Source organism: Georgenia wangjunii (assembly GCF_036421975.1).
Classification (GTDB): Bacteria; Actinomycetota; Actinomycetes; order Actinomycetales; family Actinomycetaceae; genus Georgenia_A; species Georgenia_A wangjunii.
The window spans coordinates 125,539-143,814 of the sequence record NZ_JAZGON010000002.1 but is presented as its reverse complement, the minus strand read 5'-3'; the positions used below and the strand labels follow the sequence as shown (position 1 = coordinate 143,814).

At 71.2% G+C, this 18,276-nt stretch carries 31 protein-coding genes; 3 read left to right on the top strand and 28 right to left on the bottom strand.

Translation table 11 applies throughout. The annotated features are described in order from the left end of the window. Nucleotides 1-11: 11 nt before the first annotated feature. From V2J63_RS04565 to V2J63_RS04460, 22 genes are all read right to left on the bottom strand, one after another. Nucleotides 12-209, bottom strand: coding sequence for a hypothetical protein (locus V2J63_RS04565; RefSeq protein WP_331229821.1), 198 nt, complete (start codon nucleotides 207-209; stop codon nucleotides 12-14). Nucleotides 210-481: 272 nt separating this feature from the next. Further along, a complete protein-coding gene (locus tag V2J63_RS04560; protein WP_331229820.1) occupies nucleotides 482-841 on the bottom strand; it encodes a hypothetical protein in 360 nt (119 codons plus the stop codon). A gap of 40 nt (nucleotides 842-881) precedes the next feature. After that, on the bottom strand, nucleotides 882-1,139 hold the full coding sequence (locus V2J63_RS04555) for a hypothetical protein (RefSeq protein ID WP_331229819.1): 258 nt from the start codon (nucleotides 1,137-1,139) through the stop codon (nucleotides 882-884). A gap of 98 nt (nucleotides 1,140-1,237) precedes the next feature. Next, on the bottom strand, nucleotides 1,238-1,900 hold the full coding sequence (locus tag V2J63_RS04550) for a hypothetical protein (RefSeq protein WP_331229818.1): 663 nt from the start codon (nucleotides 1,898-1,900) through the stop codon (nucleotides 1,238-1,240). Between the two features lie 54 nt (nucleotides 1,901-1,954). Further along, a complete protein-coding gene (locus V2J63_RS04545; RefSeq protein WP_331229817.1) occupies nucleotides 1,955-2,350 on the bottom strand; it encodes a hypothetical protein in 396 nt (131 codons plus the stop codon). Continuing rightward, the gene (locus V2J63_RS04540) at nucleotides 2,350-2,604 is read right to left on the bottom strand and encodes a hypothetical protein (protein ID WP_331229816.1); all 255 of its coding nucleotides are present in this window, start codon (nucleotides 2,602-2,604) and stop codon (nucleotides 2,350-2,352) included. Before V2J63_RS04540 ends, V2J63_RS04545 begins: the two co-directional genes overlap by 1 nt. Continuing rightward, on the bottom strand, nucleotides 2,604-3,218 hold the full coding sequence (locus tag V2J63_RS04535) for a hypothetical protein (RefSeq protein ID WP_331229815.1): 615 nt from the start codon (nucleotides 3,216-3,218) through the stop codon (nucleotides 2,604-2,606). The genes V2J63_RS04540 and V2J63_RS04535 overlap by 1 nt, the downstream gene beginning before the upstream one ends. Beyond that, entirely contained in the window at nucleotides 3,218-3,640 is a 423-nt protein-coding gene (locus V2J63_RS04530; protein WP_331229814.1) for a hypothetical protein, read from the bottom strand. Before V2J63_RS04530 ends, V2J63_RS04535 begins: the two co-directional genes overlap by 1 nt. An 18-nt stretch (nucleotides 3,641-3,658) precedes the next feature. After that, nucleotides 3,659-4,030: a hypothetical protein gene (locus tag V2J63_RS04525; RefSeq protein ID WP_331229813.1), complete on the bottom strand. Its 372-nt coding sequence runs from the start codon at nucleotides 4,028-4,030 to the stop codon at nucleotides 3,659-3,661. Nucleotides 4,031-4,032: 2 nt separating this feature from the next. Beyond that, the gene (locus V2J63_RS04520) at nucleotides 4,033-4,950 is read right to left on the bottom strand and encodes a phage major capsid protein (protein ID WP_331229812.1); all 918 of its coding nucleotides are present in this window, start codon (nucleotides 4,948-4,950) and stop codon (nucleotides 4,033-4,035) included. Between the two features lie 13 nt (nucleotides 4,951-4,963). Continuing rightward, on the bottom strand, nucleotides 4,964-5,317 hold the full coding sequence (locus V2J63_RS04515; RefSeq protein ID WP_331229811.1) for a capsid cement protein: 354 nt from the start codon (nucleotides 5,315-5,317) through the stop codon (nucleotides 4,964-4,966). Between the two features lies 1 nt (nucleotide 5,318). Next, nucleotides 5,319-6,632, bottom strand: a complete 1,314-nt coding sequence (locus tag V2J63_RS04510) for a head maturation protease, ClpP-related (RefSeq protein WP_331229810.1) — start codon at nucleotides 6,630-6,632, stop codon at nucleotides 5,319-5,321. Continuing rightward, on the bottom strand, nucleotides 6,629-7,978 hold the full coding sequence (locus V2J63_RS04505) for a phage portal protein family protein (RefSeq protein ID WP_331229809.1): 1,350 nt from the start codon (nucleotides 7,976-7,978) through the stop codon (nucleotides 6,629-6,631). The genes V2J63_RS04510 and V2J63_RS04505 overlap by 4 nt, the downstream gene beginning before the upstream one ends. 14 nt (nucleotides 7,979-7,992) lie before the next feature. Beyond that, on the bottom strand, nucleotides 7,993-9,774 hold the full coding sequence (locus V2J63_RS04500) for a hypothetical protein (protein ID WP_331229808.1): 1,782 nt from the start codon (nucleotides 9,772-9,774) through the stop codon (nucleotides 7,993-7,995). Beyond that, nucleotides 9,771-10,373, bottom strand: a complete 603-nt coding sequence (locus V2J63_RS04495; RefSeq protein WP_331229807.1) for a terminase small subunit — start codon at nucleotides 10,371-10,373, stop codon at nucleotides 9,771-9,773. Before V2J63_RS04495 ends, V2J63_RS04500 begins: the two co-directional genes overlap by 4 nt. Nucleotides 10,374-10,398: 25 nt before the next feature. Continuing rightward, the gene (locus V2J63_RS04490; RefSeq protein WP_331229806.1) at nucleotides 10,399-10,821 is read right to left on the bottom strand and encodes a hypothetical protein; all 423 of its coding nucleotides are present in this window, start codon (nucleotides 10,819-10,821) and stop codon (nucleotides 10,399-10,401) included. 5 nt (nucleotides 10,822-10,826) lie between these two features. After that, a complete protein-coding gene (locus V2J63_RS04485) occupies nucleotides 10,827-11,153 on the bottom strand; it encodes a hypothetical protein (RefSeq protein WP_331229805.1) in 327 nt (108 codons plus the stop codon). A 237-nt stretch (nucleotides 11,154-11,390) separates the two neighbouring features. Beyond that, on the bottom strand, nucleotides 11,391-11,690 hold the full coding sequence (locus V2J63_RS04480) for a hypothetical protein (RefSeq protein ID WP_331229804.1): 300 nt from the start codon (nucleotides 11,688-11,690) through the stop codon (nucleotides 11,391-11,393). A 103-nt stretch (nucleotides 11,691-11,793) separates the two neighbouring features. Then, entirely contained in the window at nucleotides 11,794-12,168 is a 375-nt protein-coding gene (locus V2J63_RS04475) for a hypothetical protein (protein ID WP_331229803.1), read from the bottom strand. Continuing rightward, nucleotides 12,165-12,389, bottom strand: a complete 225-nt coding sequence (locus V2J63_RS04470) for a hypothetical protein (RefSeq protein WP_331229802.1) — start codon at nucleotides 12,387-12,389, stop codon at nucleotides 12,165-12,167. The genes V2J63_RS04475 and V2J63_RS04470 overlap by 4 nt, the downstream gene beginning before the upstream one ends. Beyond that, entirely contained in the window at nucleotides 12,386-13,213 is an 828-nt protein-coding gene (locus V2J63_RS04465) for a hypothetical protein (RefSeq protein WP_331229801.1), read from the bottom strand. The genes V2J63_RS04470 and V2J63_RS04465 overlap by 4 nt, the downstream gene beginning before the upstream one ends. Continuing rightward, nucleotides 13,210-14,421 (bottom strand): HNH endonuclease, encoded by a 1,212-nt coding sequence (locus tag V2J63_RS04460; RefSeq protein ID WP_331229800.1) that lies wholly within the window; start codon nucleotides 14,419-14,421, stop codon nucleotides 13,210-13,212. The genes V2J63_RS04465 and V2J63_RS04460 overlap by 4 nt, the downstream gene beginning before the upstream one ends. Nucleotides 14,422-14,551: 130 nt before the next feature. On the opposite strand from V2J63_RS04460, the gene V2J63_RS04455 reads away from it, so the two are divergent. Continuing rightward, nucleotides 14,552-14,734: a hypothetical protein gene (locus V2J63_RS04455; RefSeq protein WP_331229799.1), complete on the top strand. Its 183-nt coding sequence runs from the start codon at nucleotides 14,552-14,554 to the stop codon at nucleotides 14,732-14,734. A gap of 111 nt (nucleotides 14,735-14,845) precedes the next feature. On the opposite strand, the gene V2J63_RS04450 is transcribed toward V2J63_RS04455, so the two are convergent. Then, nucleotides 14,846-15,064 (bottom strand): hypothetical protein, encoded by a 219-nt coding sequence (locus V2J63_RS04450; RefSeq protein WP_331229798.1) that lies wholly within the window; start codon nucleotides 15,062-15,064, stop codon nucleotides 14,846-14,848. Further along, nucleotides 15,061-15,195, bottom strand: a complete 135-nt coding sequence (locus V2J63_RS04445) for a hypothetical protein (RefSeq protein ID WP_331229797.1) — start codon at nucleotides 15,193-15,195, stop codon at nucleotides 15,061-15,063. The genes V2J63_RS04450 and V2J63_RS04445 overlap by 4 nt, the downstream gene beginning before the upstream one ends. Before the next feature lie 45 nt (nucleotides 15,196-15,240). Here V2J63_RS04445 and V2J63_RS04440 point away from each other — a divergent pair, with 45 nt between their 5' ends. After that, the gene (locus V2J63_RS04440) at nucleotides 15,241-15,462 is read left to right on the top strand and encodes a hypothetical protein (protein ID WP_331229796.1); all 222 of its coding nucleotides are present in this window, start codon (nucleotides 15,241-15,243) and stop codon (nucleotides 15,460-15,462) included. Nucleotides 15,463-15,600: 138 nt separating this feature from the next. Here the strand turns inward: V2J63_RS04440 and V2J63_RS04435 are convergent, their stop codons facing one another. The 4 genes from V2J63_RS04435 to V2J63_RS04420 are packed head-to-tail and all read right to left on the bottom strand — an operon-like array spanning nucleotide 15,601 to nucleotide 17,397. After that, nucleotides 15,601-15,864 carry a hypothetical protein gene (locus V2J63_RS04435; RefSeq protein WP_331229795.1) on the bottom strand — a complete coding sequence of 88 codons (264 nt, stop codon included), beginning with the start codon at nucleotides 15,862-15,864 and terminating at the stop codon, nucleotides 15,601-15,603. Further along, on the bottom strand, nucleotides 15,861-16,613 hold the full coding sequence (locus V2J63_RS04430; RefSeq protein ID WP_331229794.1) for a hypothetical protein: 753 nt from the start codon (nucleotides 16,611-16,613) through the stop codon (nucleotides 15,861-15,863). The genes V2J63_RS04435 and V2J63_RS04430 overlap by 4 nt, the downstream gene beginning before the upstream one ends. Then, nucleotides 16,610-16,819 (bottom strand): hypothetical protein, encoded by a 210-nt coding sequence (locus tag V2J63_RS04425; RefSeq protein ID WP_331229793.1) that lies wholly within the window; start codon nucleotides 16,817-16,819, stop codon nucleotides 16,610-16,612. The genes V2J63_RS04430 and V2J63_RS04425 overlap by 4 nt, the downstream gene beginning before the upstream one ends. Continuing rightward, the gene (locus V2J63_RS04420) at nucleotides 16,816-17,397 is read right to left on the bottom strand and encodes a hypothetical protein (RefSeq protein WP_331229792.1); all 582 of its coding nucleotides are present in this window, start codon (nucleotides 17,395-17,397) and stop codon (nucleotides 16,816-16,818) included. The genes V2J63_RS04425 and V2J63_RS04420 overlap by 4 nt, the downstream gene beginning before the upstream one ends. Before the next feature lie 78 nt (nucleotides 17,398-17,475). Here V2J63_RS04420 and V2J63_RS04415 point away from each other — a divergent pair, with 78 nt between their 5' ends. Further along, nucleotides 17,476-18,267 carry a hypothetical protein gene (locus V2J63_RS04415; protein WP_331229791.1) on the top strand — a complete coding sequence of 264 codons (792 nt, stop codon included), beginning with the start codon at nucleotides 17,476-17,478 and terminating at the stop codon, nucleotides 18,265-18,267. The last annotated feature ends 9 nt before the right edge of the window (nucleotides 18,268-18,276 follow it).

Here is an 18,276-nt window from a genome sequence, read left to right as displayed (position 1 = left end):
CCTTCCGGGATTCAGTTGTTCGTCAGCGCGTGCGGGGAGAAGACCGCCAACCCCTCGAGGTAGGCGCGTTGCTCCGCGCGGTCCCGCGCCCGGTCGAGCTCGGTGCGAGGCCGCGGGAACGGGCGATCGCGGGACGTCTTCGCCTTGCCGATCGCGGCGATGCCCCGGATCGCCTCACCGAGGCGGTCGCGGATCTCCGCCAGGAGCAAGGTGCTCGTGTCCCAGTCCGTCAGCGGCGGCGACCACGCCTCGCCCTCACCGTGCGTCGCCTCCCGCTCAGCAGCCAGCCGCTCCTCGGCGACCTTCGGATCGTCCGCGAGCGCGGCGTGGAGCCGGGACGTGGCCGGCAGCTGGTCGATGAGCTCGAGGAGGGCGATCCACCGCCTGGCTTGCCACCAGGCAGCGAGATCGACCCCGTACTCGTGCTGGAGGTCAGCGCGGATCGGCTCGCGATAGCGCTCGATGAGCGTCGCGAGCCGCGTTATTCCCCCGCGGACCCGACCGACGCGCCGATGCGGGTGGCGACCTGGCTGGCGAACTCGGAGAAGTCGGCGAAGTTCCAGTCCACGGTCTTGGTCATCTGGGCGCCGAAGAGCTCGTCGAAGGACTTCTCCAAGGGGAGCGCGCCGCGCTCCCCGCCGAGGTTGGCGAGGATCTTCGTGACCTCGCGCCAGGGGCGGTCGTGCGCGACGTCGGGCAAGGTGAACTCCTGGCCCTTGAACCGCAGGAGGAGCCGCTTGCCGACCTCGACCGGCTCCTGGTTGAGGTCGTCGGCCGCCGACGTCGGCGGGGCCTCCGTGGCGGCGACGGCGGCGGCGATGGGGGGTGTCTGCTCTGTCATGGTGATGCGCCTGCTTTCCGGGTGTCTCGTGGGTGGGGTACTACTCGGTGGGGGTGCCGCCGGCAGGCTCGGTGGGCGCGTCGAGGACCGTCCTGCGCGCCTTGCCGCTGCGCTCGGCGGCCAGCACGCGCGCGCGCTCGGCCGGGTCTGCGGCCTCGAGGTGCGCGACGACCTCCTCGACGTTGTGCTGGGAGGGGTTCAGCTCCTCGACGCGGTACCCCTGGGCGAGGAGGTTGACGCGGTCACGCGGGGCGGAGGACTCGATGGGCTGGGCCCCGTCCTTCACGAATCTGGTCATGGGTCTGCTCGCTTCCTGTAGCGATGAGGGAAGCCGGGTGATGCCGTGTTGGAGCCTGGTGGTGGCGCGACACCCGGCGAGCGCGCCACCACCAGGGATCAGGGGGTCGGCGCCGCGAAGCCGAGGGCCTCGCGTGCAGCCAGCGCGCCCGGGCCAGCGACGGGGATGTCCCAGAGCGAGTACCCGAGGGTGTCGTCGACGAACGACTGCAGGGTCGTCTCGTACTCGATCGCGGAGTCGCCGCCCCAGGTGATCTCCGGGTAGGCGTTGGGCTGGACCTTCGGGTAGAAGCGGCCCATGGCCCAGCCGCCGGCCTTGGGGTCCCATCCGACGATGAGGAGGCGCCGCTCGACGGCGAGGGGCACCTCGGGGTGCGCGAAGCCGGCCTCGCCGTCCTCGTCCTGGACGATCGAGCCGAGCTCGAGGCCGTAGGCGACCTCGAGGTTCGAGCGCTTCGTCTCCTGCGCCGTGTAGTTGATGGTGCGGGTCGCGGAGACGATGTCCTGACGCGTCGGGCCGCCGTGGTTCAGCGACGTGACGTCCTCGGTCGTGGCGTCCGTGGGGAAGCTGTACGGGTTGCCGCGGGAGACGAGACCCACGGGGACGTAGTCCTCGGGGACCTGGATGAACCCCGTGGCGGACTCGTAGAGCTTGGTGACCGGCGCGGCCGACATCGGCGCGAGGTAACCGATGACCACGAGGGCCTTGCGGATGAGCGAGGTGTTCTCGGCTGCGATGCGCAGCTCCTCAGCAGTGGGCATGACGATCCCCTTCCAGGGCGGTTGTGGGTGCCCCCGCGGGGGCCGATGGGGGTGCTACTCGGGTCGGGTCGTGAGGCGGTACGTCGCCACGTACTGGCCGACGACGTCGCTGGGGAACGGGACGTCGACGGGGACCGACTCGACGTCGACCCAGTCGATGACGCCCACGCCGGCGACGACGTGGTACCGGTCCGCGAGCGCCGTGCTGACGTCGTCCGCGACCTGCGCCGTCTGGTTGCCGGGAGAGGTGGCGGGGGCGTAGACCTCGACGGTGATGCGGTCGACGCGTTCGGTCTGGGCCTGCGTGCCGCCGACGCGGTAGACGATCGCGACGGGCAGGTGCTCCTCGAAGTCCGTCGGTCGCACGTCGTAGACGGCCAGCTCGCCGTGGCGGGTGGCCATCCCGGTGAGGAGCTGGGCCACAGCCTCCCGGGCGTCGGGGAACGCCATCAGATGCCGCCCCGCTCGATCCGGTCAGCGGCGCGAGCGAGGTCACGCACCGCCGCCTCCGTGGACTCCATGACCGCGCCGGCGCGCTGACCGCCCCACCGCCCCAGGACGTTGACCTTCGCTCGTCGCACCCTCGCGCCAGGAACCGAGGGGGCGACGCGCTGCGCGGCCGCGACCATGGCCTGCCCGACGCCGACCGAATTCGCGAGTGCCCTCATGCCGGCGTCGTTCGGGGTGAACTCGATGCCTGCCATCACTCCCCCTTCGTGAGGTCGAGCTGGACCGTGTTCGGCCAGCGCTTCGGGTCGCCGTCGACGTGCCACACACCAGGTGCGAGCGCCGTCTGCGGGACCTCGATGCGGTCCGTGGAGAGGAACTCGAAGCCGTCCCGGCGCCGCCGGTACAGCACCGCGGTGCCGGAGGCAACGTTCGAGCGGTCGACCTCCTCGGTGGACGAGAGCCACCGCACCAGGCAGTCCGTCACGGGGATGCGCTGGTCGGGCATCGGGTGCCCGCGCGGGTCTCGCTCCGAGCGGAGGACGACGACGTTCGTGAGCCACTGCGCGGGGAAGCGCTCGACGAGCGCGATCTCGGTGTGGTCCAGCGGCCCGCCCGTGTAGTGCCGGGGCGGTCCGTCGACCTCGTACACGTGGCCACGGTGGATGACCGTCTGACCGTCGTGCACCGCGTCCGTGAGCGGGCCCGAGGCATGCGCACGCACCGCGCCCGCGCCCTCGGCCCCGACCTGCGTGGCGCCCCGGCCCACCGTGACCGTCTGAACGTTGTAGCCCTCGAGGACGACGTCACCGCCGACCGCGAGCGCGGTGAGGGTCTCTGGGTGCAGGTCGTCCTGCCAGAGGTCCCACATCACGACCCCTCGGGCCAGCGCGCGGCGGGTGGGAAGCAACCCGTCGGGGTTGCTCCCGTGCTGGAGCCGTCGAAGATCTCGAGCATCCACTCCTCGAACACCATGAGCTGGTGGGGGTCCTTGCCCGGCGACATCGTGACGGAGTAGGACCGGGACTCTTCACCGGAGGACCGCTGCTCCTGCCACGACTTCGCGCCTGGCACCGGTGCAGGCCCGAGGACCTGGTTGACGAGCGCGAGGACGACGTCGCGGACGTCGTCCCTGGCGAGGTCGCCGGCGGCGATGCGGTCCTCGACGTCGCGCCAGCGGCGGCGGACCTTCCGTGATGCGACGCCGATCCAGTAGGCCGCCCGCGGGATCTCGGACGGTCGGAGGGGGCGCCATGCGGTCGCGAACTCCGTGGTCGTGGCCAGATCAGCCATGCGCGCCCCCTCCCTCCGTCAGGACCCGGAACCGGCGCCCGTGAGCGCCTTCTCGAGGTCGGCCACGAGCGTGGAGCGGTTCTTGCCGGCGCGCTCCGCCGCGATGATCCGGTCCCGCTCGTCGGGGTCGGTCACCGTCGCGAAGTGCGCGATCACCTTGTCGGCGTTGTGGACGCCCGGGTCGTAGAGCTGGTCCCCGCCCCCCGTGTCGCCCTCACCCGTGGGCGCCGACTCCCTCTTGGTGACGAGGCCGACGTCGACGAGGCGGTCGCGGTCCTTGGCGGTGACGCCGTCGGGCAGGACCACGCCCTTGTAGAGGTAGCGCTCCGCGCCGTTGACGGGCACGACCACGCAGGCTGCCGTCACGACGTACTCGTAGGTCTTCGCCATGGTCAGACCCCCGTCCCGGTGATGCGGATGCCCGCGCGGGGCTCGAGGACGACGGGCACCGTGACGCGGCGTCCGCGCAGCAGGTACTCGTCCGTCTTCTCCTCGCGGATGGACTTGACCTCGACGCCGTCCAGGGAGGCGTAGCCCGGGGACCCGAGGTTCTCGTCGGCCATGCCGCCGAGCTCGTCGCGGTCGACGAGCAGCGGGTCGGTGAAGGGCACCCGGCCGGAGGTGGTCCAGGTGATGCCGAGGTAGTCCGGGATGACGCCCGTGAGGACGGCGTTCTGGGACTCCCGCGGCACGAGGTCGCTCTTGATGAGCCGGCCTGCGACCTTCGCGAACTGGGTCGGCTTGAGGACGACCGTGTTGTAGTCGAACTCGTCGTCCTCGTTGTCCTCCTCGGCCTTCGCCTTCGCGCCGAGGACGCCGTCGATGATCGCGCCCGCGTCCGCCCACGCGGCCGCCGCGTAGGTCTGGGTGACCTTGGAGCCGATGACGCCGAGGGCGACGCCGTCGACGTGCCGGATCATGCCGTTCGCGACCTTGCGCAGGCCGCGGTTGACGGGCTGCAGGAGCAGCCGGGCGATCGCCTCATCGGTGACGGGCGTGTCCTGGCCCCACTTCACCGTCTTGGCGGCCGCGAGCTCGCCGCTGGTGAGGACCGTGCGGGGGTACTCCCCGCCCGGGGCGATCGCCTCCGGCGCGTCGGCCGGGTAGATCGTCTCGCCCGTCTCGTAGAGGATGGCGCCGCCGACGGCGCGGAAGCGGCCGGCGAGCAGGTAGTCCGCGATGAAGCGGTTACGGAGGATGTCGGTGAGGCGCCGGCGGATGAGCGTCGGCGTCCTCAGGAGGTGGTGGACCTCCACCGTGGTGAGGTCCGACCCGACCGTGGGCGGGGGTGCGGGGTAGGTGTAGGGCATGGCAGCCGCCTCCTCAGCGGTCGAACTGGATCGGGACGGCGGCGCCGTCGGCGGCAGCCGCGAGCGCGGTGCCGATCTTGTTGGTGCCGGTCGCGGAGACCGTGCCGCCGGCGCCGGTGGCGACGCGCGCGCCCGCGGTGATGGCACCGGCGGCGATGGGCCGCTGGACGCCGCCGGAGAAGACGGTGACCGACTCGCCGCTCTGCGCGTCGAAGCCGGCGACGCCAACGACCTTGGCCGAGTCGGCGCCAGCGGCGGCGACCTGGCGGTTCCCGGTGATCTCGACGACGCGGCCGCCGGTCACGTCGGCCGAGGCGGTGTGGGTCACCGCGTCGCCGGGCTTGAACAGGGGCGTGTAGTCCGCCATGTCAGCTCTCCTCGCTGTTCGTGGCCTGGGGCGCGCCCCAGGCCCTGCTGTAGAACGAGTCCTCGTCCGAGGACTCGTCGACGCCGCCGGTGACGCCCTTGGCGACCAGCGGGATGGTGCCCTTCGGTAGGGAGGCGAGGACGGGCGCGATGCCCTCCTCGTCGGCGGCGAGCTGGGCGAGCCAGTGGTCCTTGCGGGCGGGCGGGATGCGCCCGTCGGCGACCGCGGCGTCGACGATCGCCTCGCGGCTCGCCTTGAGCTGCTCCGCGCGCGCCTGGACGCCGGCCTCGCCGTTGGCCTTGAGCTCCTCGTACTGCGCGGAGTCGAGGACGACGGTCCCGGGGGGCGGGGTAAACGTGGCCTTCGCCGGCCCGTCGCCGGCGCGCTCGGCGAGCGCCTCGTCGACGGCCGCGAGCGCCTGGGCCTCGGTGAGCTCCTGGTCGGCCGGGACGCCGAGCCGCTCACGGAGCCCCTTGATGAGAGTGTCCGACATGGCGTCGGCTCCTTCCTGGTTGGGGGTCGTGCTGCTGTCCACCGGCTCGGCCGGAGGGTTCTGGGGGACGACCCGCTCGGGCGGGCCGTCGTTGACCGCTCGAGCGGCGGGTGCCAGCGGGCCACCGCGGTCAAGCAGCGGGGCGGGCGGCGGCGGCGCCTGGTCGCGGCCTGCGTGCGCGAAGATCGACAGGTCGAAGCGCGCCGCGGCCTGCTCGTCGGCGGCCTCGCCGGTGTCGACGGAGTCGGCCAGGCCCGCGGCGACGGCCTCGTCGGCGGAGAACCACGTCTCGGCGAGCATGACGTCGCGCCACGCCGCCGTGTCGTTGCCGGCCTTCGCGGCGTAGATCGAGGCGATGTTGTTCGAGATCTGGTCGAGGTCGTCGGCGGCCTTGCGCATGTCCGCGGCGTTGCCGATGGCGAAATTCCAGGCGTCGTGGACCATCATCTCGGTGTTGCGGCCCATGACGACCTCGTCCGCACCTGCCGCGATGAACGACGCAGCCGACGCTGCCAGCCCGTCGACGACCGCCACGACGCGCGCCTTGTGCGCGCGCAGCTGGTTGAGGATCGCGATCGCCTCGTAGACCATCCCGCCTGGGGAGTTGATGTGCAGGCGGATCTCCGTGGTGTTCGCCGGCAGGGTCCCGAGCGCGTCGGCGAACTCCTTCGCCGAGACGCCCCAGTCGCCGCCCCACGAGTCGATCGGGTCGTACAGGCGCATGGTGGCCACGCCGTCGGCGACGTCGGCCTTGAGCGCGGACGCGCGCGTGCCCGGCTGAGGGCGCACGCTCCCCCGGAAGCGGTAGCGGGTGTCGGTCATGGCGCCTCCTTGGCGGCTGGGTACGGCGGCCAGGCGCCGGTGTCGGCGCTCGGTGCGGCCGGAGCGGGGTCCTGCTCGGGCTCATCCGGCGCGGATGCGGCCCGAGCGGGCCGCGCAGTCGCCGTGTCGGCCGCAGGCAGGCCGTAGGTGGTGCGCACGTGCTGCTCGAGCTTCGCGTCGGGGGTAATGGCCCCACAGTCGACGAGCGCCTTGATGGCCTGCGCTGTCGCTGGGTGGCGAGAGCCGATCTCGTCGAACACCACGCGCGGCGCCGGCTCCGACGAACCCCAGTTGAGGTCGACGAGGTCCTCCACGACGTGCTGCGTGGTCACGTCAGCGACGTCGAGGGCGACCGTCTGCAGCGAGAGGGTGAAGAAGTCCGCGAACGTGCTCCCCAGCGCCCAGGAACCCGTCTCCGTGCCCAGGTTGAGGAAGTGCGCGAGCACGGCCCGGGCGATCTGCTCGTCGTAGTAGCGGATCGGCTTGTCCGCGTCGGGCAGGTCGCCCTCGACGCCCTTCATCGTGAGCTTCGCGCCGTGCGGGATCGAAGCGCCCGCGTTGTTCCCCGACCGGAAGCCCTTGGCGAGCTTGAGACCGGCGGCGATCTCATCCTGTTCGCGCTTCGTCCGTTCGTCGCCGGTGACGGAGTCGTGGAGCTCGGAGGCCTCGTAGACCGGCACGCCGAGGCCGTTCCGGTCGACCGTCTGTGCCTGGACGCGCAGGAGCCGGTCCTTGAGCAGCCAGTACTTGTACGCCGGCCGCAGGAGCGACGCCCCGAGCCAGTTCCCGCCCTCCCGATCGTTGACGTAGGCGACCAGCCGGTCGATCTCCATGCGGTGCGTCTTGCCGTCGGCGTGCTGCTCGATCGCAGCCAGGCCACCGTCCGGCGCGACGTCGACCTTGGAGATGGTCCGGGGCGGGCGCCACCCGAGCTTGCGCAGGTGCGCGGCGCCCGCCTCGTCGATGCGGTAGATCTGCTCGAAGTAGGAGTGCCCGAACGGGAGCATGAGCAGCGCGTGCCGCAGGTGGTCGGGCCAGGAGAACCGGTCCCGTGTGCGGACGACGGGCCGGTCCTCCTGTCCTGCGATCGGCAGGCCGAGGTCGTCCGCGACGTGCTGCACGACCTCGGGCCGCGCGCCGGCAGGGTCCAGGCGCCACGTCGTGCGCCGGATCGGCAGCGTGACCGCCCGCAGCACGGACATCACCTGCGCGTCCTGGCGGCGCATCTGGTCGTACACCGCGACGTTGCGTGGCCACTGCAGCTCGGGGGTCGTCTCGTCGTCCGCCGGGGCCCACCAGGGCGCCGCCTGCGACGCGTAGCCCTGCTCTGACGTCGGGATGCTCATCCGTACCCCTCTCGTCAGAAGCCGATGTCGGCCAGGTCGTCGGTGATAGAGCCGGAGGTGTCCGTGGTCGTCACGGCCTCCGGTGCGGGCTTCTGCGGGGGCGGGGTCACCTCACGCTGCGTGAGGAGCCAGTAGGCGCCCTCGGCCGCGACAAGCGGCGCTACGTCGCTCGGTGACTTCCGACGGTCGATGACGTCCACGCCACCGAGCGCCTTCATCACCGCCGTGCCCGCGGGGATGTCCAGCACCGGCTGGGGGTTGTGCCGCACCTTCACGTCGCGGACCGCCTCGAAGAATGGGCCGTGCAGCGCCAGGAGGTCCGACCCTGCGAGGTCAACGACCTCGATCGTGAAGTCGTCGTCCTCCTTGAGCGTCTTCATCAGCGGGGAGACCGGCGCGCCCTTCGTCTGGCCGGTCACCCGCTGGATCCGGTCGCGCCGCTTGTCGTCCATCAACCAGTCGCGGACCCACTCGGACCCGTGCCGGCCTGCGACGACCTCCACCTGCGCGACGCCGTCAGCGCGGCGCCCGGCGAACACGACGTAAGCCTGCGAGTGGTCGTGCGAGACGTCGACGCACGCCACCACCGGGCCCACGATTCGGTCCTCTTCCCGGACGCGCTTGGACTCGTCGGGCAGCACCTCGGGCTCGTTCTGGCCCTGCTCCCAAGAGCCGGGCGGGAACGGACCCTCGAGCGTTCCGTCGGGCCACTGGCACAGCACCTCGGTGCGGAACACCCACTCGGGGTCCGTCCGGCAGTCCGAGGCGAGCTTGCGGTCCCGGATGCGGTACCCGCGGGCCGGGTTCGACTCGGACCAGCCGGCCCGCTCGGTTTTCTTGCGGTGCGGGGCGGTCGACCACTCGAACAGGGCGAGGGTGTCCTCGTCCTGCTCCCAGTCCTCGAGCTCGTCCTCCTCGTCGCCGTTCTCCTCGAGGTCGTACTCCGTCGGGCCAACGGGCGCGACGTCGTCGGGCAGGATGCCGTCCGGGTCCCCAAGCGCCTTGTGCGCCATCAGGCGCAGGTACTTGAGCACGACGGAGGTGTCGTCGCCGGCGTTGGACAGGCCCAGCACCAGGTTCAGCAGCTGCGCCTGCGTCGTCTTCGTGATCGCGCCCCACGCACCCCAGTTCTGGTGCGTGCGGAGCTCGTCGAGGAGGATCAGGTTGCCCGACAGGCCGCGGCCGGCCTTGGCGTTCGCGGCCTTGACCTTGTATCGGGCCCGGCCCTTCGGCGCCTTCTTCGAGCGGACGATGAGGGCCTTCTTGCCGTTCACCTGGACGACCTTCTCGACCAGGTCGGCCAGGCCGCCGCCGCCCTCTCCGTCCTCGTCCTCGTCGCCGTCGGCGAGCATCAGCTCGACGGCGCCCTCCCAGACCTCCTCCGCTACGTCGAGGTCCTGTGCCGTGCCCAGCACGAGCGGCCAACCCGCCATGAGCATGAACCACAGCGCCAGCACCTGGGAGAGCGTGCTCTTGCCGTTCTGCCGGGCGACGAGCACGACGACGGTCGCGAAACGGAGCGTCCCGTCCTCGCGCAGCTCGAGCATCCGGATGAGCAGCGCCCGCTGCCACGGCATCAGCTCGACATCGAGCACATCACGGGCAAACTCGATGACGGAGAAGCCCCACGACGTCTCCGCCGTGAGCGGCCGCAGCGGCGGAGTGCAGATCCGCGGCTCCGCGCTCCCCCAACCCTTGGTGGTGTCCCAGAGAGCCGGGTCGTTCTCGTGGACCGCCTCGTAGTACTCGGTACCCGGCCCGACGTCGATCGACGGCTCGAGCAGCGTGGCGGTCACGAGCCGGTGGCGGCGCCTGCCCCGCCTTGGAGGGCCTCGAACCGGGCGCGCCGCCCCTTCTTAGCGCTGCCCGCCGCGGGCTGCGGCGAGGAGGCCGCGCGGCCCTTCACCGAGGGGACCGCCGCCGGCGTGATTTGCAGCTCGGCGCACACCTTGAGGTACGAGGGCACGATCCCCGACGACGACGCTGCCTTCATCAGCGCGTCGAGGCTGTCGCGCTGCGCCTCGTCGATCAGCCACGCCAGCGTCTTCGCCGCCGCCACCGCGCCGGCGAACTTCTTACCCGCCTCGCCCTGCAGGTGCTGGGCGTTGGCGATCGCCGATGCCGTCGCGTCGGCCATGTAACCGCGTTTGCGCGCCGGCTTCACCAGCGGGGCGAACCGGTCGCCCCACGCACGGATGAGCTCGGCGGTCTGCCGCTCGACGAGCAGGGCCGGATGCGGCATGACACGGCCGCGCTTGTCCTCGACGACCATGCCCTCGTCGTTGATGCGCTGGCGGGCCTCGCGCAGGCGAGCAACCAGGGACGCGAACGTCTCGAGCGCGGCCCGGTCCACCCGGCCGGCGAGGTCGTTCGACTCGACGATCTCCTGCCACACCTGCGCAACCGCGTCGTCGAGGTGCTCAGGGGGCTCCAGTGCGGGAGCCGGCTCCGACCGTTGCTTTGCCACGAGCCATCACCCCCACCTTGATCGTCTGGACGCCGAGGATGCCCCGTTGGATCGAATCGAGCGGGCGAGCGCGCAGCCCCGGCTCGCCCAGGTACTCCGGGCGGAGCCGCGCGACGAGGGCCGCGAGCGCGCGGTAGGAGTGCGGCCAGTCGACGACGGCCTCGATGTCTCGGGCGCTCATCTGCGGGTAGTCGGCGAGCATGTCGCGGACGCCGGCCTCTGCGGCCTCGGTCGGGGACGGCCGCCAGTAGCGGTCACGAGCGCCAGGGGCGAGGGCTCGACGGACCGCGTTCCGCGAGGCGCCCCGCTCACGCGCGATGCCCCGGACCGTGGCGCCCTGCTCACGCTCGGCCCGGACCGCTGGTCTGTCGTGCATGACGGTCAGTCGGCCAGGATCAGCTCGCCCGTGGCGGCGAGCGCCCGGACGTGGCCCTGCTCGCGCTCGTTGAGCTCGCGGTAACCGATCGTCACCACGACGTCAGCGCGGGGGCGGTGGAACCCTGGGGTAGCCGCCCTGACGAGCACGCTCCCACCGCTGGGGTGCTCGGCGCTCTCCCTGCCCGAGGTGCGCCGGACGCGGACCCAGTCGTCAGTCGCTGCGGTGAGGTGCTCGAACGCGTTGGAGCCGATGGCCAGGCGTCCCATGATGACTACGCGCTTGCCGGCGCGGACGTCGCGGAGGATGCCTTCGATCAGGTAGCGGTTCATCGGTCAGCGGCTCCTCGCAGTGCCGAGCGGGTCCGTTTTCGTTGCAATTCCGCCACTTTCCGAGCGTCGATCCGCTCGGGCGACCCCGGGGGAGGGAGGGAGCTCACGGACGGCACCTGCCAGGCATCGCGCGAGCTGGATTTTTCAGAGCTCGCCGCGCGTCACCACTCCTGTGACGTGAGCCCGAGCCCCCTGCCAGGCATCGCGCGAGCTGGATTTTTCAGAGCTCGCCGCGCGTCACCACTCCTGTGACGTGAGCCCGAGCCCCGCCGGCTCGCCAACGCCGGCCGACTTGTTGCAAGAGGCGTGAGCCGGCGCCCAGTTGCTCGGGTCCCAGATGAGGTGCGGGTGAGTTGACCTCGCCTTGAGGTGCTGCACCGTGCACGACTCAGGGTGTGGGTGCTCGAGGTCGTAGTCGATCAGCTGCTCGCAGATGTGACACGGCGCGTTGGCTCTGCGGCCAAGCGCCTTCACCCTGCGCAGCGCCTCGGTGACGCGGCGGCCCGACCATGCCGGGATGTGCAGACCGTCAGGCATCCGCCCTCCCCTGCGCAGCACGAAGGCCCCGGAGCTGTGTCGCTCACGGGGCCTTGGGTGCAGAAGTTCGATCAGAGCACAACCTACCGTTCACGACCTCGAATCACAAGCGTGTCGTTCCGAGGTCAAGCATGAGCTGGCCGGAGGCGAGGCGCGCCGCGTGGCGGGTCGCGGCCACGGTCGCAGCGTGGTGCTCCTTGTCGTAGTGCAGGTGGCAGCCCTGGCACATGGCGCCGAGGTTCTCGGGGTCGCAATGCTCGGGGGTGTGGTCGAGGTGTGCGGTGGTGAGGACGACGGTCGATCCGGTGCCGTAGGCGGGCTGGCCGTGCCGGTTCGGACAGCGACCTTCGTGGGTACCGCGCCCACACTCGCCCTCGCACTCACACTGCCCCTTGGCGCGGGTGAACCGGATCAGGACCGAGAGTACCGGCCAGTCCACTGGGTAGCGGTCACGGTTCTCGGGTCTGATCGGGCTCATGCCTTCGTCGCCTTCTGAGGGCTGGGTCGCCCGTCCGGCTCGACGAGTCCCGCGAGGCGCACCATCCTCAGCCACCCGCGCCAGTCCGGACCGCTCTTCGTCTCCGCGGCCGCTGCCGCGTACTCCCGCACCGCCCGCTCGGCTCGCTCCTGGGTGTAGCCCATCGCCACGATCTTCTCGACCGCCGTGGCCTGCGGTCCTCGTCGCGACTTGCTGCTCATGCCTGGACCTCCTGAGGTTGCTTGATGGTCATGGTGTCCGATCCGAGGGCGAGGCTCATGACGTCCCCGACCCGGTAGAGCGGCTGCCGCTGGCCCTCGTCCTGGTGCGTGGCGAGGAGCCCGCGGTGCCGCCAGCGCCGCACCATCGCCGAGGTGACCCCGACGCCGAGACCGGACAGCGCTCGGGACATGTCCGCCGCCGGCAGCAGCGCATCCTCGATCCGCTCGACCATCCACTCCCGCCGGGACGCGACGTCGTAGACCGTCCCGCACCGAGGGCACTCGACGGTGGCCTTCCCGGCTCGGGCGTAGAGCTCGCCGTCGCAGATGGCGTCCAGGCCCTCGTCGTCGATGAGCGCACCGCACGCGCCGGCGTACTTCCGCTCGGCCGGGCGGTCGATGGTGCGGCGGGCGATCGAGAGCGCGTCGAGGATCTCATCGAATGCCTGCGGGCCGTCGGGGTGCCGCGAGAGCCAGTCCGCGGCGCCGGCGAGGTAGCGACCGACCGCAGCCCACGACGACGGCACGGCGTGGCCACGGATGCTCGCGACCTGGTCGACCCACACGAGCAGTGTCTGCCTCGACGCGTAGGCCGCGTCCGCCGCCGTCAGGTCGATCGGGAGCGGCGTGTCCGAGGACTTCCCGCCGTCGCCCGGGTCGGAGAACCGGAGGCGCTTGCCCACGGCGTCGTCGAGGTCGCTCATCAGGCCAGCGAGGTCCTCGAGGTTCCTCTGCAGTCGACGCACCGCCGTGGCGGACACGTAGTGGTCGGGGTCCAGCTGCTCGCCCGTGACCGGGCACACCCGCTCGGTGGTGGCGGTCATCGTGTCGAGTCCTCTCGTGCGCACTTCCAGCAGGGGTCCGGCAGGCCGTGCCGGGGGCAGTCGGTCTCGACGACGTCGGAGGGCGGGCCGGACCAGCGGTGGTACGGAGACCCGAAGCGACCGACGCCAGGGACCACAGGAGCATCACCGGCGTCATGCTCGGGCAGCGGTCTCTGCTGCGGCTCAGGTCTGGGTACTGCCGTGGGCGGGGTCGGCTCAGCGGGTGCGGGGCTGGCATGGCGGGCACGCCCTCCACGGCCACGACGACGGCGGGAGCGCGGCTGGACCTGCGACTGGCCCTGCGCGCTGCCCTGCTGGGAACCCCTACTAGACCCAGGAGAAGACCCTTCCTCACCCTGCCCAGCGCGCACACCCCCGCGCGTCCGCGCGAGCACACCTTCGTCGCGTGGTCGGGCGGCGATACCACCGCTGGTCTGACGCTCGGTCCGCGGTGGTCGCGCCACGTCCGCGGCCTCTGCAGGGCGCTGAGCGGCGGCGGGCGGGGCCAGCGTCGTCCCAGCGTCGGGCGAGCCCGGCGAGACGTCAGCGGTAGCCACAGCGGCCCGTGAGTGCGCCGGCGGCGGCAGCAGCTTCATGCCTGCCTGCTCGGGCGTCTTCGCGGCCTTGCGCTGGTTGCAGGGCCCGCACGCGAGCACGATGTTCTTCGCGCCGACGTAGATGTGCGGGTTGACGTGGTCCAGGTGCGGGCGGTCCTCGCCGCGCGTGGTCTTGCGGTAGAGCATCTTCTCGCAGTAGCGGCACTTTCCACGCGTGGCGTGAGGCGGGTCCTCGCAGTCCCGCGCCCACACGGCCGCCACGATCGAGCGGCTCTTGAGCTCCTTCGACTTCGCCCGCTTGAGGCGGGTCTGCTCGCCGTGGTCGTAGCCCATGTCGAACCAGTCGTGGAACACCCACTGGAGCTCAGCGACCTGCGGGCACCGCGGGCAGTCGTGCCCGTGCGTGTGCCAGAGCCCAGCGTCGACCAGAAGGCCGGCGAGCTGCAGGGCGATCTCTCTGTCGTAGGTGATCCCGATCAGGTCCAACAGGGACGTGCGACCATCGCTCATCGACGCCTGAGCCATCGTGCCCGCGAGATTCCACGCACCCATCGCGGCCAGGCCGGACAAGTCGCCGGTGACCGTGCGGGCGGTCAGCTGCTTCACCTTGAGGTTCTGGTGCAGCTGGTCGTCGGACATGAAGAAGGTCACGCGTGGTCCTCTCGGGGCGTTCGTCTGGGTCGAGCGGGGCAGAGGGGGCGTCCGAGCCGGCGGAGCGCGTAGGCGGACGTCGGGGAGCAATGCGTGGGACAGGCGGCGTGGCTTCTGCGACGCTGGGCGCATGGCTATCGAGAAGATCCTCAAGGCGGAGTTCGACGGCATGACCTGGGGTGACCTGCGGTACCTCCTCCAGCAGGCAGAGGACGCCGGGATCACGGATGACGAGTCCGTCGACTTCATGTGGACGGACGACTCGTCGGAGTGCTTCGGCATCGAGCTCGAGCTCAAGGCGAAGAAGAAGTAGTTCTGCATCCGGGGCACTGCGCCTCCTCCTGGCTTTGGCTACCGTCCCGGTCAGTCGCTGCAGCGGCAGCGGCCGTCGATGATCGGCTTGCCGCACGCGGGGCATCGTTCGTCAGTCATGGGGTGTCACCTCCTCCGTGAAGTCGATCGAGAGGACGTGCGCGGTGTTCAGCACGACGTCGAGGCCGTCGAGCGCGCGGAACGCCGCGAACCGCCGCTGGTCGAGGATCCGCGCGAGGTCCGCCGCGGCCGCGGGCTGGCCCGGGATCTCGACCGGCGTCCAGTCGACGTCGTGGAGCTCGCCGGTGACCATCTGCACGACGACCCTCACGCCGGCGTGCTCTCGTCGTCGTCGCCTGCGGTGACGCCGCCGTCCGCGAGCGCGGACGGGTCGACGGGGAAGGGGGCGCGGCTGCGGGGGTCGAACTCGACCAGCTCTGGCCCGTGCTCCCAGTAGCCCACGTACTCCGACCGTCGAGCGGCGTTGTAGCGCCGGACGAACTCGGCATGGCCCTGCTCGCTGTCGAAGACGGCGGTGACGAGGGCGTCGATGCCGCGCTCAGCGTCGCGGATCCCGTCGGGGTAGGTCTGGGAGTGGACCAGGGGCTCACCGTTGGCGGCGGTGGTGAGGTGGTACGCGCCTCCGCCGTTGGCGGGCAGGGCCTCGATGCGGGGCCGGCGCGGGGTGCTGGCTGCTCGGTGGTCATCTCGTGCTCCTTCGTGGGATGAGGTCGGGACGTGGGGCGCGGAATGCCAGCTGCTGGCGCTGAAAGTCCGTCAGGTGCCAGCCGAGGAGGCTCTCGGCGCAGTGGACGCGCGCCGTGGTCTGGCGGCGTTCCCACCGCCGGCGGCGATCGCGGGACTTGCTCATAGGGACCTCCACTCGGTGCGCACGCACAGGGCGTGCCCGAGGCACGTCCAGTGGTGTCCCGGCTGGCGCTCTCTGATCAGCGCTCGGGCGACCAGCCGTGTGTGGTGCTCGCAGTAGCAGACGGAGGCGCAGGCACGCCCGTCTGTGAGGTGGACGGCGATGAGGCGCCACACCGCCGGGTCCTCGCACTCTTGCCGGTTGCACGGCATGGCCTTGTCGAGGTCGACGTCGAGGACCACGTCCTCGGAGGTGGCGGTCACAGGTCCTCCATGAGTCGGACGTCGACGTCGACGCCGTCGGCCTGGAAGTTCTCGATCGCCTCACGGAACGCCTGGCGCCATGCGGTGCGGACCTCGTCCGGGTTCGGCTTCGCCGGGGTGTCCTCGTCCACGAAGTCGGTCGTGGGCTTGGTCATCGCGAGGACGACGATCAGGTGCTCACCGACCACGGCGAGGAGCGAGGGCCGCGAGCCCGGCTCGCCGCGGTGGTCGATGAACGCCGCCTCGCCGTAGGTCTTCGTGCCCGTCACCAGCTTCGCGAGCGCGCGCTGGGAGAGGCCGTGGTCCGGGCCCGTCCACGACGGCGCGGCGAGCACGGTCCCGACCACGCGGCGGATGTCGGGCACCGAGTCACGCGAGTGCGCGGGCAGCGTCAGGGACTGCCCCTCGAACAGGCCGCCGACGTCGGAGAACGTGACCTCGTCGTCCTCGAGGCGGATCCGGACCTCGGGCTCCGGGGCGTCCTTGTCCGACGAGCTGCGGAACACGGCGAGGAACTTGTCGACGTCACTCACGGCTAGGTCGATCGGGTCGCCCTCACCGTCCTCGGGGATGATCGGAGCCGTCGCGACCGCCGCGGTGTACCGGTCCGACGCCGAGACGTGCACCCGGTCATCCCCGCCCGGCAGGAGACGCACCGCGAAGAGCACGTCATCCTTCGGGTTCGCGTGGACCTTCACCGCGAGGAGCGCCTGACGCAGCGGCACCAGAGGCGCAACGAACGACGTCATGACGCACCGCCCGCGAGCGCGTCGTTGACCATGGCCGCGAGCGCGGTCGTGGTGTCCGCACCCGTGATGCTCACGGTGCGGCCGCCGACGAGGTAGACGCGGGTGCCCGTGGCTGGGCGGGCGATGTCGGGGCGGATGGGCTCGAGCGCGGTGACGTGCTCGGGTGCGATCCACATGCCGTTCCCGATGTCGATGAGCGGGGTCATGACGACGCTCCTTCGGTGGCCGCGAGCGCGGCGGTGACGGTGGGGATGGGGTAGGTAGCGGCGCCGAGGATGAGGCGGACGCGGCGGGTGAGGATCGCGGCGGGCTCGTGAGGGTCTGCCTGGGTGGTCTCGGTGGCGACCTCGGTGAGCTGCTGCGTGGCGTCGTCGAGGCGGTCGCGGGTCTCGCGGTGCGCGTCGGCCTCGGTGCTCAACGCGCGGCGGCCGTTGGCGAGGTCGAGCTCGCGGCGGCGGTGCATGGCGCCGAGGAGGTCGACGTGCCCGTCGAGGGTCAGGCGCACGTGCCGCACGACAACGTCGGCGTGCGCGCCGTCCGCCGACACGTCGTTGAGGACCTCGGCGACGCGCGTCAGACGGGCGCGCAGCGCGCCGGCGTCATACTCGGACCTCGCGAGCGCGACGTCGGCCGCCGCGCGGGCCGCGGCCTGGCGGCGGGCCTCGGTCTCCGCGAAGTTCCGCTCGTCCCACGCCGTGTGCAGCTCGTCGCGCCGACGCATCGCCCGCCGCGCCACCCACGCCAGGATCCGAGCGGTCCGGGAGGCGTCCAGAGGCCGCGTCACGATGCACGCCCGGCCGGAGCGAAGGAGGGCTCAGAGACGCCAGCCCATGGAATACGGGCTACTCCTACTGTTGCCTGCATGAGCAACTGGCGATCTCGGCCCTGGTGGGCATGGCTTCTCGTCGGGCTGGTGGTGGGCACGCTCGGGGGCTGGCTGCTGAAGACCTCAGCTGCAGGTGCGCCGTCCGGGCCTGCGAGGCCTGCGCTCCAAGAAGCGATCGCTTGGCAAGGGTGGATGGGGTCAGCCCTGGGCGCCCTGGCTTCGCTACTGGTGGCACTACTCGTGCTGCGTGTGACTCTCGCCACGGAATCGAGGCGATTCGAGGAGCAGCGGACCGCGGAGGACAAGCGCTTCGAACAGCAACGCTTCGATGACAGCGAGCGCGCCCGGAAGCAGGCGACCGCAGTGAGGCTGCAGGCGGTAATGGACGCGAAAACTGAACGGCTCCGGGCCTGGGAGATGAGGCGCCTTGAGGTCTGGAGCGACCTGATCGCCCAAGTGCGCGAGTACCTCCAGGTACCTGTCGACACCGAGGCTCTGCGGGCATTGGAACAACGGGCTACTGCATCGCTGTACCAATGGAGACTGTGCGCAGACGACTTCGATGCGGCTCTGTTCCGCGGCATCGAGGTCGCGCTCGGCGACATCATCGGCGCCGCCCATGCAGATGCCCAACAGGCGCGTGAAGATCGCTGGGGCAAGCCAAAATCGCGCCGGGAGGCGTCGGCCACTGTCCGGTTCAGCCGACCCGAGCAGATTGGCGAGTTCGTTGAGCGCGGTTCCGCACTCCACTCGAACGATGCAACGTCTCGCGCAGACGCCATCGCGTGGTTCACTGCGCTCGCCAAAGACCGACCCCGGCTGCAGTGATGAGGTGCT